The sequence below is a fragment of the Microvirga sesbaniae genome, assembly GCF_025460805.1.
Classification (GTDB): Bacteria; Pseudomonadota; Alphaproteobacteria; order Rhizobiales; family Beijerinckiaceae; genus Microvirga; species Microvirga sesbaniae.
Window position 1 is genome coordinate 243,325 of the sequence record NZ_JAMXFJ010000006.1, and the last position, 14,147, is coordinate 257,471.

Consider the following 14,147-nt stretch of genomic DNA (forward strand, 5'->3'; position numbering starts at 1 on the left):
TCACATGGAGTCCGATCATGTCCCGTCGCATCCTCTGCCTTCTCGCCCTCCTGTTCGTGGCCGACGCCATTGCTGTGAATGGCCGCGCTCCGCGGCCCGTCGTGCTGTCCGGCAAAGAGATGCTCGATGTGACCCGCTTCACCCGTCTGCAGGTTTCCCCCGCGGCCTGATCCGATCCTCTTCCGTGTGATCACCGTCACAGAACACGATGCTCATCTCCGACACCATGGGAGCGCACGACAAGGAGATTGCCATGGTTCTCATCGTCCTGGATCGATGGACCGATCAGCCGGTGATCGTTTCCGTTCCGGTCCGCCCCGCCGTTCGGAGGGACGAACCCGCGATCGTCATCCGCCCTCGTCAGTTCGCCGGCAGGAGCCTGTCATGAAACCGTCCAAGCTCACCGCCATGCGGCGGGCACGCCGCCGGATCCTCCAGGAGCTCGCCGGAGCCAAACCTTAGCGCATCGTGCGGACGAAAGCGGGTCACGCTCGTGACCCGAACGTTGCGCCGCTTCAAGATGGGAGCATGGGACAATCGGGATGGCCGGCACAAGGCCGGCCATGACCGGGAGGGTGTCATCATCCGCTCTCACCATTCTCCCACGTCATCACTCGCTTACATCACCCACCACGTCATCACCGGGCTTGTCCCGGTGATCCCGATTGTTTGAGGGGCGGCGCTCTTCCGATCGGGATGGCCGGCACAAGGCCGGCCCTGACGTGGGGAGGGTCGTGGGGAGGGTCGTGGGGAGGGTGTCGTCACCGGCCCGTTTCACCTCTCCCCGTCATCACCGGGCTTGTCCCGGTGAGCGCGATCGGAAGACCGCCGGGCGCATCGTGCGGACGATGTGCTGCTTCAGGATGTGGCCATCGGAGCCGTTCCCAAACCTGGGTCCACGTCTCACGTGCGCAAACATGTCGAAACAACATAACGGAGCGGATCGGGCGGGACGCGGGCTGCGCGTCCTCTGCCCGGCGTCATCCTTCCGGTCTCCTGCGGTTGGGAACCGTCCTGTCTCTTGTTGAGACTCTCCCTCTTTCATCTATAGTTGCCTGGCTTCCGTCGCAGGTTGCGATCTCTGTTGGTGAACTCGTGCAGGGGAGTCGTGAAGGTGCGTCTCGATGGAGAACAGATCCGGAAGGACTTGCCGTTTCTCTCGGCTCTCTCCGTGAGTTCGTTCTTTTCCGCGCTCGGCCCGGACGAAATCGCCCAGATCGCGGCCTTGTGCACGTCCCGCAAGATGCACGACGGCGAAACCTTGTTTCTCAAGGGGGATCCGGGCGACGCTCTCTACGGCGTCCGCCGCGGGCAGATCGTCATCACGACGACGACCGATGCGGGCCGGCAATTCACGCTCAACATTCTCGGGCCGGGCGACGTCTTCGGCGAGCTCGCCCTCCTGGACGGGCACCCGAGGAGCGCCGATGCGGTCGCGTCGGGCAGTGTCGAGCTGTTCATGATCCGGCGGAGCGACTTCCAGGATCTGCTGAAGAGGCGACCGGAAATCACCACGCGGATCATCGAACTGCTCTGCGAGCGCGTCCGGTTTTCGAGCGAACGCCTGGAAGAGGCCTCTCTTCTGTCTCTTCGGTCCCGGTTGGCACGGCGTCTGCTGAAGCTGGCCGAGGATTTCGGCGAGGAGATCGACATCACGCAGGAGGAGCTCAGCGTGCTCGTCGGAGCAGGTCGGGAAACCGTCAATCGGCAGTTGCAGAAGTGGCGGAGAAGCGGAGCTGTCGAGCTCGGACGGGCCCGCGTGAAGATCATCGACCTACGACGCCTTCAGCAGGAAGCCGTCGAGCGCGACCGGGATTCCGAATGATCCGCGGTCGAGCTTGGCCGCGCCGGACCGAATGCGCGGGCCTCGGCGATCCTCGGCCGGGCGCCCCCGGGGAGGGCGGAGGCGGCGAGGGCTACCTGTCGGAAGACGAGGTCAGCGACGTACCGGCCTGTTCGAGCGTGAGGTAGACCCAGCCCGCTGTCTCGGCGCTTTCGCGCTTGATGTAGCGATAATGGGTGCTGAACCAGGCCAGCACGTCGTCAGTCTTGTTGTCCAGGATGAGGTCACCCCGATCCGTGCGGACGGTCAGGACCGCGTGCCCCTCGCCGTTCTCGTCGATGACGACGGTCATGCGCATGGCGCGACGGGGAAGGCCGGCCTCCACCAGCATCCTGCGCTTCAGGAGCTGGTAGTCCTCGCAGTCGCCCAGACCGTCGCTCGGGTAGCTCCACAGGTCGGCGACGCCCCAATGGTTCTGATCGGTCACCGGGATCAGGGAGCGGTTCACCGACAGGTTCACCGAAGACAGGAGGGCCGCAAGCTCCGCGGTCAGCGGCAGAAATTCAGGTTCGGTCAGATCGACGGTGCATTCCTCCGCATGGCGGCTGCAGAAAGCGACCCAGCCGGGCAGGGGTGGCGCCGCCTCGTCCCGGAAAAGGTGGGGACCCGCATTGCCCGAACTCATCGCCGACAGCAGCAAGGCCAGGACGATCCAAATCCGTCTACCCATGTCGATCTCCCCAGGAGATGCCGGTGATCAGACCGGGGAGGACCCTTCCTCTTGGCCCGAACTGCTCATGGGATCAGACTGACGTGTTCCGCTTGGTCGTTCTGTGCATGTGGTCACAAATTCCGGCCCGGCCATGACGTGTGGAGGGTGGCGCGAGCCGGGTGTCTCATCGTCCCACGTCATCACCGGCCGGTCCCGGTGATCCCGGTCGGAAGACCGCCGATGGCATCGTACGGACGAAAGCGGGCCACGCTCGAACGATGCGCCGCTCAAGGAAGTGAGCATCGGATCCGATCCCGAGCGTGGGTCCACTTGTCCCGCCCGACGCCGTCGCTCAAAGGTACCGGTGGCAGACGTCGATGGAGGATTCGATGCCGACCTTCGCGAAGTCGGTCTTCAGCCACGCATCGGCCTTCTCGCGCCCGATCGCATGCAGATCGGTGAGGAAGCTCCAATCCGCGTTCAGCTTCGAGGCGGCGCCCAGGTGCTGCATGACGTCGTCGGCCTCGACGGCATGCAGGCGCACCTCCCTGATATCGGGTGCCAGGACCCGCCCTTCCTCCACGAGCCTGTTGAGGAAGTCGACCGCGCGAACCTCCCTCATGAGCGACGAGTTGAAGCTGATCTCGTTGATCCGGTTGAGGATCTCGGCCGCCGTCCTGGGGACCGTGGGCCGGCTGATCGGGTTGATGTGAACCACCACGATGTCGGATGTCTCGCATTGATAGATCAGCGGAAAGAGCGCCGGATTCCCCATGTAGCCCCCATCCCAGTAATATTCGTCGTCGATCCTCACGGCCTGAAAGATGAAGGGGAGGCAGGTCGACGCGAGCACCACCTGGGCGCTCATTTCATGGTGCTCGAAAACCCGGATCTTCCCTGAACGAACATTGGTGGCCGAGAGGAACAGCTTGACCCGGGAATCCGATCGCAGGCGCTCGAAGTCGACCGTCTGCTCGAGGATATCGAGCAGGGGATTGTAGTTGAACGGGTTGAGCTCGTAGGGCGAGACCACCTGGGTCAGCATGTGAAACAGCAGAAAGGCCGGCGATGCTTCAAGGCTGCGACTTCCGGTGAGACGGTCGAATGCGGATGGTTGAACGGGGCTGAACAGAGCCGCCTGCGAGATCCGCCGCCAGAACGCCCCGAGGGCCTGGCGGGCGCCCTCGCGCCCCCCGCTGATCAGCCCGTGGGCGCAGACCACCGCATTCACCGCTCCCGCGCTCGTGGCGCTGATGCCCTCGAACGCGATGGCGTCTTCTTCCAGCAGACGGTCCAGCACGCCCCACGCGAAGGCGCCATGGGCGCCGCCCCCCTGAAGGGCGAGATTGACCGGCTTGACCTCCTGCCGCGGCGCTGAGCGTCTCCTCCGGGAAGTCCTGCCGTCTGCCCTGTTCATGGTCGCCTCGGCGTCGGGGTCGTTCAGCATTCCGATCAAGAGGATGTTATATGACGTCGATCCTGTCTGGCGAGAGCGCGGACCCGGCCGGGCGGCTAGAGCATCGGACGTGAAAAGTGGACCCACTTTTGGGTCCGCACGATGCGCCAGCCACCCGTACAGGATGCTGCACGGGCGGCCTGAGGCGCGGGATGGGCCTGTCGGCTCACTCCTCGCGGAAGGCGACGGCGAGCCGGTCCGTGAGCGGCTGGGTCAGGTAGGTGATGATGCGCCGCGTCTCCCCGCGGATCAGCACCTCGGCCGGCAGGCCGGGCGTCAGTTCCTTGCCCTCCAGCTTGCTCCGCTCTCCCGGGGCGATCGCGATCTTCACGGTGAAGTAGGCCTGCCCGGATTCGCCGCTGACGACCTGGTCCGGCGAGACATTGGTGACCATCCCCTCGAGTTCCACCGGCGTCGGGAGCTTGAACGAGCTGATATGGATGGTCGCCGGCTGGTCGATATGCACCTGATCGACCTCCTCGGGGCGGATCTTCGCATTCACGATCAGCGGCTCCGCGCTCGGGATGATCGACATCAGCTTCTGCCCGGGGGCGACGATCCCGCCGATCGTATGCACCATGAGCTCGTGAACCAGACCCGTGCGCGGCGCCCGGATGTCGAGCCGCTGAAGCCGGTCCCGGGCGGCGGCGAGCTGCTCCTCGGTCTCGGCCAGGCTGGCCGTGACGGTCTGAAGCTGCCTCAGGACCTCCGAGCGGGCATTCTGCGTGAGCTCGGCGATCTTGTACTGGATCTCGGTGAGCTGGGACCCGGCGCCCGCGATCCGGGCCTCGATATCGCCCATCTCGCCCTTCAAGCGGCTCACCTCGCGCTCCGTCTGACGCAGCACCGGGCGCCGGATCAGCCCTTTGCTGTCGAGCATGCGCTGGTCGGCCAGCTCGGCGGTCACCTGGGCGAGCTCCTCCTTGAGGGCGCGGAACCTCTCGTTGAACCCGTCGATCTGCCTCTCGACCTGGTGCTTTCGCTCCTGCTGCTGCGAAAGCTGGCTCACGCGCGTGAAGCGCCGTTCGTTCATCAGGCTTTCCTCCGCCGCAAGCGCCGCCTTCAAGGCGGTCTCAGCCTGCCTGGAGGGCAGCGAGAGCGCCGGCCGCGCGATCGTCGTGCGGTCCAGCTGCTCGGCCTCGAGGCGTGCCTTCTGGGCCGTGAGGTCGATCAGCTTGCGCTCGAGGATGCTCGCATCGGCCGTCACCTTCGCGGCATCGAGCCGGACGAGCACCTGCCCCTCCTGCACGAGCTCTCCCCCCTTGACGAGGATCGCCCCGATGACTCCGCCCTCGAGGTGCTGAACCGCCTGGGCGCTGGACTGGACGGCGAATGTGCCCGAGGTGACGACCGCGCTGTCGACCTTGGCGGCGACCGCCCAGCCGCCGATCCCGAAGAAGACCACGAAGGAACTCAGGATGAACCAGCGCATGAGCCGGCGCATGGAGGTGGAATTGGCCGCAAGGTCTGTTTCGAACTCGGTCATGGTGCGCTCCATCGGGTGGGCTGCCGTCGTCGGCTGGGCGACCGGCACATCCTTTGTCAGGATCCCGCGCCGGTCGCGACGGATCGGCGCCTGGTCCACGATCACGTTGGCATGCCGGGCGCGCCGATGCTGTGGCGCAGTTCACATTCGCCAGAGCATCGGACGCAAAAGCGGGAACCGCTTTCGGGATTCATCCGAGGCTCCCTCGCTTGACCGGCGCATCGTTCGGAGCGGACAACCGGGCCGACTTTTCACTCACGTGGCCCTCCGGGTCCGCACGATGCGCTAGCTCGCCTGGCCGCTCGCCCGCTGGGTCCGGGTCGCATCCAGGCTGGTGACGGTCGCGGTCGCCGGGACGGCGTCTCCGTCCGCCGGTTCCGCCGACGCCGGGCCGAGCGTGTCCTGAGAGGCCAACGCGGCGCCGGGGCTGGAGGGAGCTGCGCCCGGCTGCGCCGTCGCGACGGCCGACGGGGCGCCGACCGGCTGCGGACCCATCGCCTGGGCGGGCTTGTGCGGCTGCCCGATGCGCGGGAACAGGGCCGCCAGGACCTGCTCCTTCGGGCCGAACATCTCGGCGCGACCGTTGCGGACCGACAGGATCTTGTTCGCCGCGAAGATGGCGCTCGGCCGGTGGGCCACGATGACGACGATCTTGCCGGCCTGGCGCATCTGCTGAATGGCATCGTTCAGGGACTGCTCTCCGAGCGGGTCGAGATTGGAGTTGGGCTCGTCGAGCACGACGATGAAAGGATTGCCGAACAGGGCCCGGGCAAGCCCGATGCGCTGGCGCTGACCGCCCGACAGGATGGCGCCGCCTTCGCCCACCGGAGTGTCGTATCCCTTCGGGAACGCCAGGATCATGTCGTGCACGCCGGCCATGCGGGCCGCCTCGATCACCTGATCAACGGTCGCGTCCTTCCGGAAGCGGGCGATGTTTTCCGCGATCGTTCCATCGAACAGCTCGATGCTCTGGGGCAGGTGGCCGATCGCGTCCGCCAGCGCATCGGGCGAGTACTGGCCGATCAGGGCGTTGTCGAAGCGGACGTCTCCCCGAGCCGTCGGCCACGCGCCGACCAGGGCGCGAACGAGGGTGGACTTGCCGCATCCGCTGGGGCCGATGATCCCGAGGGCGTCGCCGGCTTCGATCTCGAACGAAACGCCCGACACGGTCGCGATGGTCCCGCCCGGAGGAACGATCGCGACATCCCGCACCGACAGGGTGTGGCGCGGCCGCGGCATGCCGTGCTGCTGCTTGGTCGCCTGGGGAAGCTTGGAGGTCAGCGCCCTCAGGCGGCGCAAGGCCTGCCACGCGGCCGAGGTGCTGCGCCAGTTGCCGATGACCTGATCGATGGGGGTGAGAGCCCGGGCGAGGATGACCGAGCAGGCGATCATGGCGCCGGGCGACATCTTCGCCTCGATGACCAGGAAGGCTCCGAGCGCCAGCATGGCGGATTGCAGGACGAGCCGGACCGTCTTGGAGATCGCCCCGAACACGCTGGCGTGGTCGGCGAGGTCGCGGGCATGGGAGATCGAGTTCACGTAGCCGCTGCCCCAGCGCTTGCACAGGTCGTCTCCCATGCTCATGGCGGCGGCCGCTTCCGAGTTGCGCCTCGCGTCCAGCAGAAGGGTCATGGTGGCCGCGTGCACCTGGTTGGCCGACTTGACCCTGCCCTTGGTGACGAGCTCGTTGACCATGCTGAGAATGACCAGAAACAGAGCGCCGGCTCCGGCGGCGAGGAAGAGGATCGGACTCACCAGGAACAGGATGGCGAAATAGATCGGCATCCAGGGCAGGTCGAGAAGCGCGACCGGTCCGGGCCCCATGAGATAGTTGCGGATGGCGGCGAGATCCTGGAGCGGATCGTGATTGCGGGCATGCGGGCCGAAATGGAGCGGCAGTTTCAGCGTCGCCTCGAACAGCGTGGGCGCCAGCCGGTGATCGAAGGTGATGCCGACCCGGGCCATGAGCTTGCCGCGCAGCGCCTCCAGGAGGCCGTAGAAGGCGTAGAGCAGCAGAGCGAGCAGGGAGAGGGCCGCCAGCGTCGGGAGGCTCTTGCTCGACAGGACCTTGTTGTAGACGAGCATCATGAAGATGGGGCCGGTCAGCATCAGGACGTTTCCGAGACAGCTGATGACGCTGATCCCGATCAGCGGCTTCTTGAGCGTGCGAAGAGCCGTCCGGAGTTGGACTTCGGCGCTGGTCTTCATTCCATTCCTCATCGCGGGCATCCCTGTTGCGACCCTCCGCACGCCATGAGACGGGCAACCGGGAGGGTGTCTGCGGGATGATCATGGGCCGGCTTCGCGCCGAGCACTGTGACGGGGGTCACAAAGGTCCGGTCATCGCGGCCGTCGGGGCGCCTTTGCCCCCGGCCCGTCGAACGCTATGCTGGCAGGCCTCGTGCTCCACACCGTGGGAATTCGGTCATGGCAGACGTGCAACCGCCCAAGCCGGCGACCGGCGCCGACAAGTCGGCCCATCTCGAAGCCCTCGACATCTTCAAGGCCATCGACCCGGCGACGGTCGACCAGATCGCCCGCAGGGCTCAGAACCGGACGCTGGAGAAGGGCGAGTTGCTGTTCAACGTGGGTGACACCTCCGACGCGCTCTACGTGATCGCCGAGGGCCGCGTCCGGATCTGGACGGTCTCGGCCGCCGGCGCCGAAGTCACCCTCAACGTCCTGACCAGCGGCGCCGTCTTCGGAGAGATCGGCATGCTCGACGGCGGCGTGCGGACGGCGGGCGCCTCCGCGATGCTGCGCACGAGACTGACGAGCATCGCCCGGCGAACCTTCTACGACGCGCTGGACCGGGATCCGCAGCTGGTGCGCAATGTGATCGACCTGTTGTGCGGCCGGCTCAGATGGACCAGCGCCCGGATGGAGGACGCCACCCTGCGCCAGGCGCCGCAGCGTCTCGCACGCATTCTCGGGCATCTCGCGCGGGACCACGGGAAGGCGACGACCGGAGGCATCGAGGTCGTTCTCAAGCTCACCCAGAGCGAGATGGCTCAATGGACGGCCATGTCGCGGGAGGGTTTGAACAAGCTTCTGAACCGATGGTCCGAGGAGCGCCTGCTGAGCCAGGACCGGGGCGGGTTGATCGTCCACGATCTCGAGAGGATCGACGAAATCGCCGAGTTCGGCGAGTAGGAGGCGTCAATGCCGTCGCCGCGCCACGATCTGCTGGGCGCGGGTGATGAACTGAAGACGCTCGTCCCGGGCGGGGATCTCGCGGGCAAGATCGTCGACGAGCTTGGCCGGATCCGCCAGCTCTGCCGCATGCCGCCGGACGAGCAGGCCGGCAACGGGGCCGAGATAGACCGTGAGGGCACGGGCCAGCTCGGCCAGACAGTCCTGAGCGGCCGCCGGGTCCATGGGAGCCGGCTGGGCCGCCGGGACGTCCGGCTCCGGGGCGACGGCGGGCGGCCCAGGGTCGGAGGACGCACGGCCGGCCGGGACGACCAGAGGGGCGGCCTTCGGAAGCGAAAGGGCCGGCGGCTCCAGGCAAACGGCCGGAGGCGAGGGTGCCGTCACCGCCTCTTCGACCCGCGCGGATGCCACCGACAGCACGGTCCGATCGAGCGGCTCGATCAGGCTGAGGGTCGCATTCATGTCGTCCGATGACGGCGGCATGCCGACGCTGAACGTCGTGATCCTGCGCGGGCTGTGCTTGAGGTCGAACACTCCGCGCTCGCCGAAGGTCGCCGAGATGCGCGGAGCCACGGCTTCCATGACGGCGGCCGATACGAGGATGCCGCCGGGATCCGCCAGGCTTTCCAGCCGGGCCGCGATCACCAGGGTCTCGCCGAAGGGGAGATCGTCCTGGAACAGGACGTCGCCGAGATGGATGCCGATCCGCATGCGGACCGCATCGAGCTTCGTCATGGCGGCGAGACGCGCCTGGGTATCGAGCGCGCAGCGAACCGCGTCGACCGCACTCTCGAACAGGGCGAAGATCCCGTCTCCCGGCATCCCGAAGAGCCACCCGCCATGCGCCGCGAGCTCTTCCCGGGCGATGCGCCGCGTCGCCCACAGGGCGTCGAGGGTGTTGGTCTCGTCGACGGATACCAGGCCGCCGAAATTGGCCATGTCGGCCGCGAAGACCGCTCGCAGACGTCGAACTCGTTTGCCTTGAGGCTGCGGTGCATCGGGAGCCGGATCGTCCATCACGCCTTCATCGGGTGCCTACATGTCACTTCTTGGTCTCGCCGATTTTACCACGGATCTCGAGAAACCGCGTCCGATCCCGCTCGTTGGGAATGAAGTCCGAAAGCCGGCGATAGAAGTCGTCCCGGCCGACCGCCTTTTCCGCCTGGCGGGCGACGAGAGTGGGCGCGACCGGGCCGATGAGCGGCAGAAGCGCGTCCGACACGGCCCGGATCTCGGTCTGTGAGATCACGGCTTCCATCTGGGCGATCTTGAAGCCCTTGTCGTCGCGCAGCACCTGCTGGGCCGCCTTTCGGAAGGTCGTCGCCTCGGCCTCGGTCTTGATCTTCTCGACGAGCAGGTCGAGGAACGTGTCGACATCCATGGTCTCGTGCGAGGCCTGCCTGACCAGGAGATGTCCGATCGGGCCGAGCGAGCTGGCGAGCGAGCGCCCGAGCGCATCGAGCGTCGTCGGGGTCAGGACCTCCGCCATCGTCTGGTTGAGCCGCTCCTTGGCCGGCGCGGCCTGCTCCTTTCCCGGCATGTGGGAGAGTTCGGTGAGGTCGAGGGGCGGGAGGTCGGCGCTCGGGCGCATCTCGATCGATGCGTTGAGCGAGACGACGAACTCGTCCGCCGTCTGGAACCGATCCTCCGGGTTGCGGGCCAGAGCCCTCTGGACGACCACGTCGATCTCGGGCCAGAGCTCCGGCCGATAGGTCCTGATCTCCGGCGGCGGATCGTTCATCAGCTTGCGCATCAGCTCGGGCAGATCCGCGGCCACGAAGGGCTTCGCGCCCGTCAGCATCTGGAACAGGATGACCCCGGCGGAGAAGAGATCCGCGCGAATGTCGGCCGGGCGCCCGAGAAACCGCTCGGGCGCCATGTAGTTGGGCGTGCCGATGGGGATGCCGCCGGGCTTGGTGAGGTCGAGCGCATCCACGTGGGCGACGCCGAAATCGGACACCTTGATCGAGGCAGCCGAAGGGCAGAGGATGTTGGCCGGTTTCACGTCCCGGTGGATGACGCCCTTCGAATGAGCGTAGCCGAGGGCGAACAGCAGCTGCGCCATGATCTCGCCAACCTGGCGGATCGGCAGCAGCGTCCCCCGGCGGATCACGTTCTCCAGCGTGCCGGCGTTGACGTATTCCATGATGATGTAGGGCGCGCCATCCTGCTCCACGAAGTCGAAGACCGTCACGATGTTGGGATGCAGGCACCGCGCGGCGGAGCGCGCCTCGGTGGCGAAGCGGCGGAGCAGTTCGTCGTTCTCGCTCAGGTTCTCCAGGATCTCGGGACGAAGGGTCTTGATCGCCAGCGGGCGATCGATTTGCTCGTCATAGCCCTTGTAGACAACGCCGATGGCCCCGCGGCCGATGACGTGGTCGAGGCGATACTTGCCGACCCGGGCGGGCATGCCGCTGGTGCCGCCTTGGCTGCCGCCTGTCCTCAGATCCTTGTCTGCGGTCATCGGATGCAATTCCATGACGAGCGGTAATCTGGTTCTGTCGGGCCAGGTATCAATCCGGTTGCTCACTTTTCAAGCATTTTCAATGCGCTATCCAGGCTCCTGCGCATCCGGTTGAAGGAGCGCGACAGGGATGCGATCTCGTCGGACCCCGGATATTCGAACTCGGCGACCGACGCGTCGCCCATGCTCACGGCCTCCGCCGTCTTGGCCATGCGGGTCACCGGGCTGATCACGTAGCGGTTCAGCAGGACGTTGAGCAGCACCAGCAGGACCAGGAAGATGACGCTCGACGTGCCGACGAACAGCAGCAGGTTCCGCCAGATCGCTCCTTCGGCGATGTCCATGGGCACGGAGATGATCTGCGCTCCGATCGTTTCGTTGAGCTTCCAGCCGAAGCCGTTCTTGCTGCCGTAAAGGGCAACCATGGACGTCGGGGCGCGGTCCGGGGTCGAGTGGCAGGTCAGACACGACTCGTCCTTGATCACCAGAGGATAGGTTGCCGTGTAATGGGAGCGATTGTTGATCGTCTGGTAGCTGATGTCCTTGGTCAGCTCGGGATTGGCCCGCAGCTTCTCGATCACCTCCCGCTCCCAGTCCCGCGCGAGATCGGCCGGGTTGGTCGGGTTGAGCGCGGCCTCCTTGTAGAAGAACTGCGGATAGAAGTTTCGGAAGTTGCGGAATGCCGTCTGGGCCGAGAACGACGGGATCGTCTGCGGCAGGAACTGGACGCTCGAGTGTTCGGCGAGCAGGGGCTGGATCTCTTCCGACGTATAGCGGCGCACCGACAGCGCCTGAGCTCGCAGAACGTCGATCTGCGACTGGAGCTGGTCCATGGCTTCCTGTCGGGAAATTTGATAGAATGGATAAATCGACAGGCTGAGCCCAAGCAGATAGCAAACGGCGAGAATGATATTGAATTTCAGCCGTAGTCCCACGGGAGATCTCCAACGGCTCGTGAGGTTAGTTTGCGTTACAACTACCGGATTTCATGATAGTGCAAGTCTTGGAGACGTGCCATGCATTTCGGTCTTGTGGGTGGATTTGCGGGCCGTTCCCCTGTGCGCCAAAGCACATCGGGAGACCTTGATCGGTCGCACCCGATACTCTTTCTAGGGATCGTTGTCCTTGCGTTTTCCTTGCTGCTCGCGAGCGTCGTGACGGCCCATGCCTCCGGAAGGGTCGGTCTCGTCCTGACGGCGGAGGATTATCAGAAGCTTCCCAAGTCCAGCATCGGGACGAAGCGCGGCGCCGAAATCGCCGAGGCGCTCAAGGCCAGGGGCTTCGACGTGATCGTCAGCCCCAATCCGACCAATGCCACGGCCCGTGCCAGCCTGCGGGACTTCGCGGCCAAGGCGGAGGGGGCCGATCTGGCCCTCATCGTTCTGATCGGCCACGGCATCGCCTGGAGCGGCCAGACCTTCTTCCTGGCGACCAACACCGAAATCGGACGGGCGGCCGACCTGTTGTCCCGCGCGCTCTCGACCACCAACATGGCGCAGATCGCGGCGCGGGCGCAGACGGGCGGCGTGTTCTTCTTCATGACGTCGCCGACCTTCGAGAATGCCATCGAGGGGCTGGACGCGAGGCCTCAATTCACCAGCGAGATTCCGAAGAACGCCGTCACGGCCTTCTCCAGCTCCGCGCGCATCCCGGTCTCGCGCATCGACGCGGCCGGCGAGCAGGCCGCAGACGCCCTGGCGAAGCTGCTTCAACAGCCGAGCCCGTCGCTCAGCGAAGCCGTCAAGGTCGCGTCGAGCGGCAACCTGGGGGCGGTGTTCGGGCAGGTGCAGGAGGTCAATCTCGCGAAGCCCGCTGCGGCTCCCGCGCCGGCCCCGCAAACGGTCGCCTCGACGTCTCCCCAGGCCGTGCCCGTGCTCCAGAAGTCGGAGGATATCGAAGGCCGGCTCGAGGCGGAGCGCCGCGCGCGGGAACAGGCGGAGTCGCGGGCCCGCGACGAGCAGTTGAGGGCCGAACGGGCTCAGGCCGAGGTGATGAAGGCGCAAGCCGACGCCAAGAAGGCTCAGGCCGACGTGGAGCGGGCGCAGGCGGACGCCGAGAAGGCCAAGCAGGAGGCGAAGCGTGTCGAGGCGGAGGCGCAGATCGCGGCCGCCCAGGCCGAAGGATTGCGCCACGCATCTGTCGCTCCCTCCGTGGAGGACCCGCAGCTCGGGCAGAGGCAGCGCCGCCTGATCCAGCAGCGGCTGCGGGACCTGGGCCTCTACACGGGCCCGATCGACGCCATCATGGGACCTCTGACCCGCGAGGCGATCATGGGATACCAGAAGAGCCGCAACGCCTCCGTGACGGGTTACCTGACCCCCGAGCAGTACGACGCGCTTCTGCCGAAGGAGATGCAGTAGAGCCTCGGACCCAGAGGGCTGATCGCAGGCCCGGCTATTCCCGCCCGGGGCGCTCCGCCCGGCGGGATTGAACCCGGATCCGGCCACGGATGACCTCGACCGCCCGTTCGGTCTCCGCCGCGGCCGGAACCGCGTCCGGCGGCCGGGCGGCATCGCCCGCCGGTCCCGCGGCTTCCCACCCTTCAGTCCGCCACTCCGCCTGCTGCTCGTCGAGATCGAGCACGCCTTCCTGATCCAGGATCTCCACCACCTTTCCGACCTCCGGCGCTGCGCACCGCACGATCACCACGGTGCCGCCGCGGACCACGCCCTCGGCGTATGCGTGGGCGTCGGCACGGGACACCCCGAGATCCTCCAGGAGGGGGGCGAGATTGTGCGGCGTGGTCCAGATGTCCAGGTCGTCGGCCGGAATGCCCGCCTGCTTCAGGCGGTTCGCCGCTGCGGTCGCGTGATGTTCGCTGTGGAAGAGGGATGTGACGGTCTTGGTCATCGGTCGATCCCCTGCAAGGGGTCAATGTACCACGCGGCCCCCGGATCGACCACCTGTCCGCTAGGCTCTGTGGACTCTTAGGATTCCCTTTTGCGTCAGGACGTGATTCAAGACTGTTTTTGGGAGGCGGTCTTGGGCGTGTTGGATCGTTTGGTGCTGAGCGATGCTCAGTGGGAGCGGATTGCGCCGCTGATCATCGGGCGCCCGGATCAGAAAGGCTCGACGGGCCGGGACAATCGGATG

Annotated in this window: 13 protein-coding genes and 1 pseudogene; 6 read left to right on the plus strand and 8 right to left on the minus strand. The window is 66.2% G+C overall.

Annotated elements, in window-relative coordinates; translation table 11 throughout:
* Window positions 1-17 precede the first annotated feature (17 nt).
* From OCW50_RS11945 to OCW50_RS11955, 3 genes are all read left to right on the plus strand, one after another.
* Entirely contained in the window at window positions 18-170 is a 153-nt protein-coding gene (locus tag OCW50_RS11945) for a hypothetical protein (protein ID WP_173946552.1), read from the plus strand.
* 38 nt (window positions 171-208) lie between these two features.
* Complete coding sequence (locus OCW50_RS11950; protein ID WP_262297658.1) at window positions 209-388, plus strand: hypothetical protein; 180 nt, start codon at window positions 209-211, stop codon at window positions 386-388.
* Between the two features lie 726 nt (window positions 389-1,114).
* Window positions 1,115-1,825 (plus strand): Crp/Fnr family transcriptional regulator, encoded by a 711-nt coding sequence (locus OCW50_RS11955; protein WP_262272846.1) that lies wholly within the window; start codon window positions 1,115-1,117, stop codon window positions 1,823-1,825.
* Between the two features lie 91 nt (window positions 1,826-1,916).
* Here the strand turns inward: OCW50_RS11955 and OCW50_RS11960 are convergent, their stop codons facing one another.
* The 4 genes from OCW50_RS11960 to OCW50_RS11975 form a co-directional block, all read right to left on the minus strand.
* Entirely contained in the window at window positions 1,917-2,513 is a 597-nt protein-coding gene (locus OCW50_RS11960; RefSeq protein ID WP_262297659.1) for a transglutaminase-like cysteine peptidase, read from the minus strand.
* Window positions 2,514-2,847: 334 nt separating this feature from the next.
* Complete coding sequence (locus OCW50_RS11965) at window positions 2,848-3,912, minus strand: patatin-like phospholipase family protein (RefSeq protein WP_262272844.1); 1,065 nt, start codon at window positions 3,910-3,912, stop codon at window positions 2,848-2,850.
* Window positions 3,913-4,117: 205 nt separating this feature from the next.
* Window positions 4,118-5,542: an HlyD family type I secretion periplasmic adaptor subunit gene (locus OCW50_RS11970; RefSeq protein WP_262297660.1), complete on the minus strand. Its 1,425-nt coding sequence runs from the start codon at window positions 5,540-5,542 to the stop codon at window positions 4,118-4,120.
* Window positions 5,543-5,722: 180 nt separating this feature from the next.
* On the minus strand, window positions 5,723-7,645 hold the full coding sequence (locus OCW50_RS11975; protein WP_262297661.1) for a type I secretion system permease/ATPase: 1,923 nt from the start codon (window positions 7,643-7,645) through the stop codon (window positions 5,723-5,725).
* Between the two features lie 219 nt (window positions 7,646-7,864).
* Between OCW50_RS11975 and OCW50_RS11980 the strand changes: the two genes are divergently transcribed.
* Window positions 7,865-8,590, plus strand: a complete 726-nt coding sequence (locus OCW50_RS11980) for a Crp/Fnr family transcriptional regulator (RefSeq protein ID WP_262297662.1) — start codon at window positions 7,865-7,867, stop codon at window positions 8,588-8,590.
* A gap of 6 nt (window positions 8,591-8,596) precedes the next feature.
* Here the strand turns inward: OCW50_RS11980 and OCW50_RS11985 are convergent, their stop codons facing one another.
* From OCW50_RS11985 to OCW50_RS11995, 3 genes are all read right to left on the minus strand, one after another.
* The gene (locus tag OCW50_RS11985; RefSeq protein WP_262272840.1) at window positions 8,597-9,607 is read right to left on the minus strand and encodes an adenylate/guanylate cyclase domain-containing protein; all 1,011 of its coding nucleotides are present in this window, start codon (window positions 9,605-9,607) and stop codon (window positions 8,597-8,599) included.
* Between the two features lie 25 nt (window positions 9,608-9,632).
* Window positions 9,633-11,054: a serine/threonine-protein kinase gene (locus OCW50_RS11990; protein WP_262272839.1), complete on the minus strand. Its 1,422-nt coding sequence runs from the start codon at window positions 11,052-11,054 to the stop codon at window positions 9,633-9,635.
* 62 nt (window positions 11,055-11,116) lie between these two features.
* Entirely contained in the window at window positions 11,117-11,887 is a 771-nt protein-coding gene (locus tag OCW50_RS11995) for a Tll0287-like and HAMP domain-containing protein (RefSeq protein ID WP_262297663.1), read from the minus strand.
* Window positions 11,888-12,190: 303 nt separating this feature from the next.
* On the opposite strand from OCW50_RS11995, the gene OCW50_RS12000 reads away from it, so the two are divergent.
* A complete protein-coding gene (locus tag OCW50_RS12000; protein ID WP_262297664.1) occupies window positions 12,191-13,414 on the plus strand; it encodes a peptidoglycan-binding protein in 1,224 nt (407 codons plus the stop codon).
* Window positions 13,415-13,448: 34 nt separating this feature from the next.
* Here the strand turns inward: OCW50_RS12000 and OCW50_RS12005 are convergent, their stop codons facing one another.
* On the minus strand, window positions 13,449-13,904 hold the full coding sequence (locus OCW50_RS12005; RefSeq protein WP_262297665.1) for a hypothetical protein: 456 nt from the start codon (window positions 13,902-13,904) through the stop codon (window positions 13,449-13,451).
* A gap of 132 nt (window positions 13,905-14,036) precedes the next feature.
* Between OCW50_RS12005 and OCW50_RS12010 the strand changes: the two are divergent.
* Window positions 14,037-14,147 (plus strand): annotated as a pseudogene (locus OCW50_RS12010) (IS5/IS1182 family transposase); the annotation flags it as partial.

Bases quoted from the DNA above. Each gene is read 5' to 3' on its own strand.
- OCW50_RS11980 (WP_262297662.1), top strand. From the start codon at position 7,865: ATGGCAGACGTGCAACCGCCCAAGCCGGCGACCGGCGCCGACAAGTCG.
- OCW50_RS11950 (WP_262297658.1), top strand. From the start codon at position 209: ATGCTCATCTCCGACACCATGGGAGCGCACGACAAGGAGATTGCCATG.
- OCW50_RS12005 (WP_262297665.1), bottom strand. From the start codon at position 13,904: ATGACCAAGACCGTCACATCCCTCTTCCACAGCGAACATCACGCGACC.
- OCW50_RS11985 (WP_262272840.1), bottom strand. From the start codon at position 9,607: ATGGACGATCCGGCTCCCGATGCACCGCAGCCTCAAGGCAAACGAGTT.
- OCW50_RS11945 (WP_173946552.1), top strand. From the start codon at position 18: ATGTCCCGTCGCATCCTCTGCCTTCTCGCCCTCCTGTTCGTGGCCGAC.
- OCW50_RS11990 (WP_262272839.1), bottom strand. From the start codon at position 11,054: ATGACCGCAGACAAGGATCTGAGGACAGGCGGCAGCCAAGGCGGCACC.
- OCW50_RS11975 (WP_262297661.1), bottom strand. From the start codon at position 7,645: ATGAAGACCAGCGCCGAAGTCCAACTCCGGACGGCTCTTCGCACGCTC.
- OCW50_RS11995 (WP_262297663.1), bottom strand. From the start codon at position 11,887: ATGGACCAGCTCCAGTCGCAGATCGACGTTCTGCGAGCTCAGGCGCTG.
- OCW50_RS11960 (WP_262297659.1), bottom strand. From the start codon at position 2,513: ATGGGTAGACGGATTTGGATCGTCCTGGCCTTGCTGCTGTCGGCGATG.
- OCW50_RS11965 (WP_262272844.1), bottom strand. From the start codon at position 3,912: ATGAACAGGGCAGACGGCAGGACTTCCCGGAGGAGACGCTCAGCGCCG.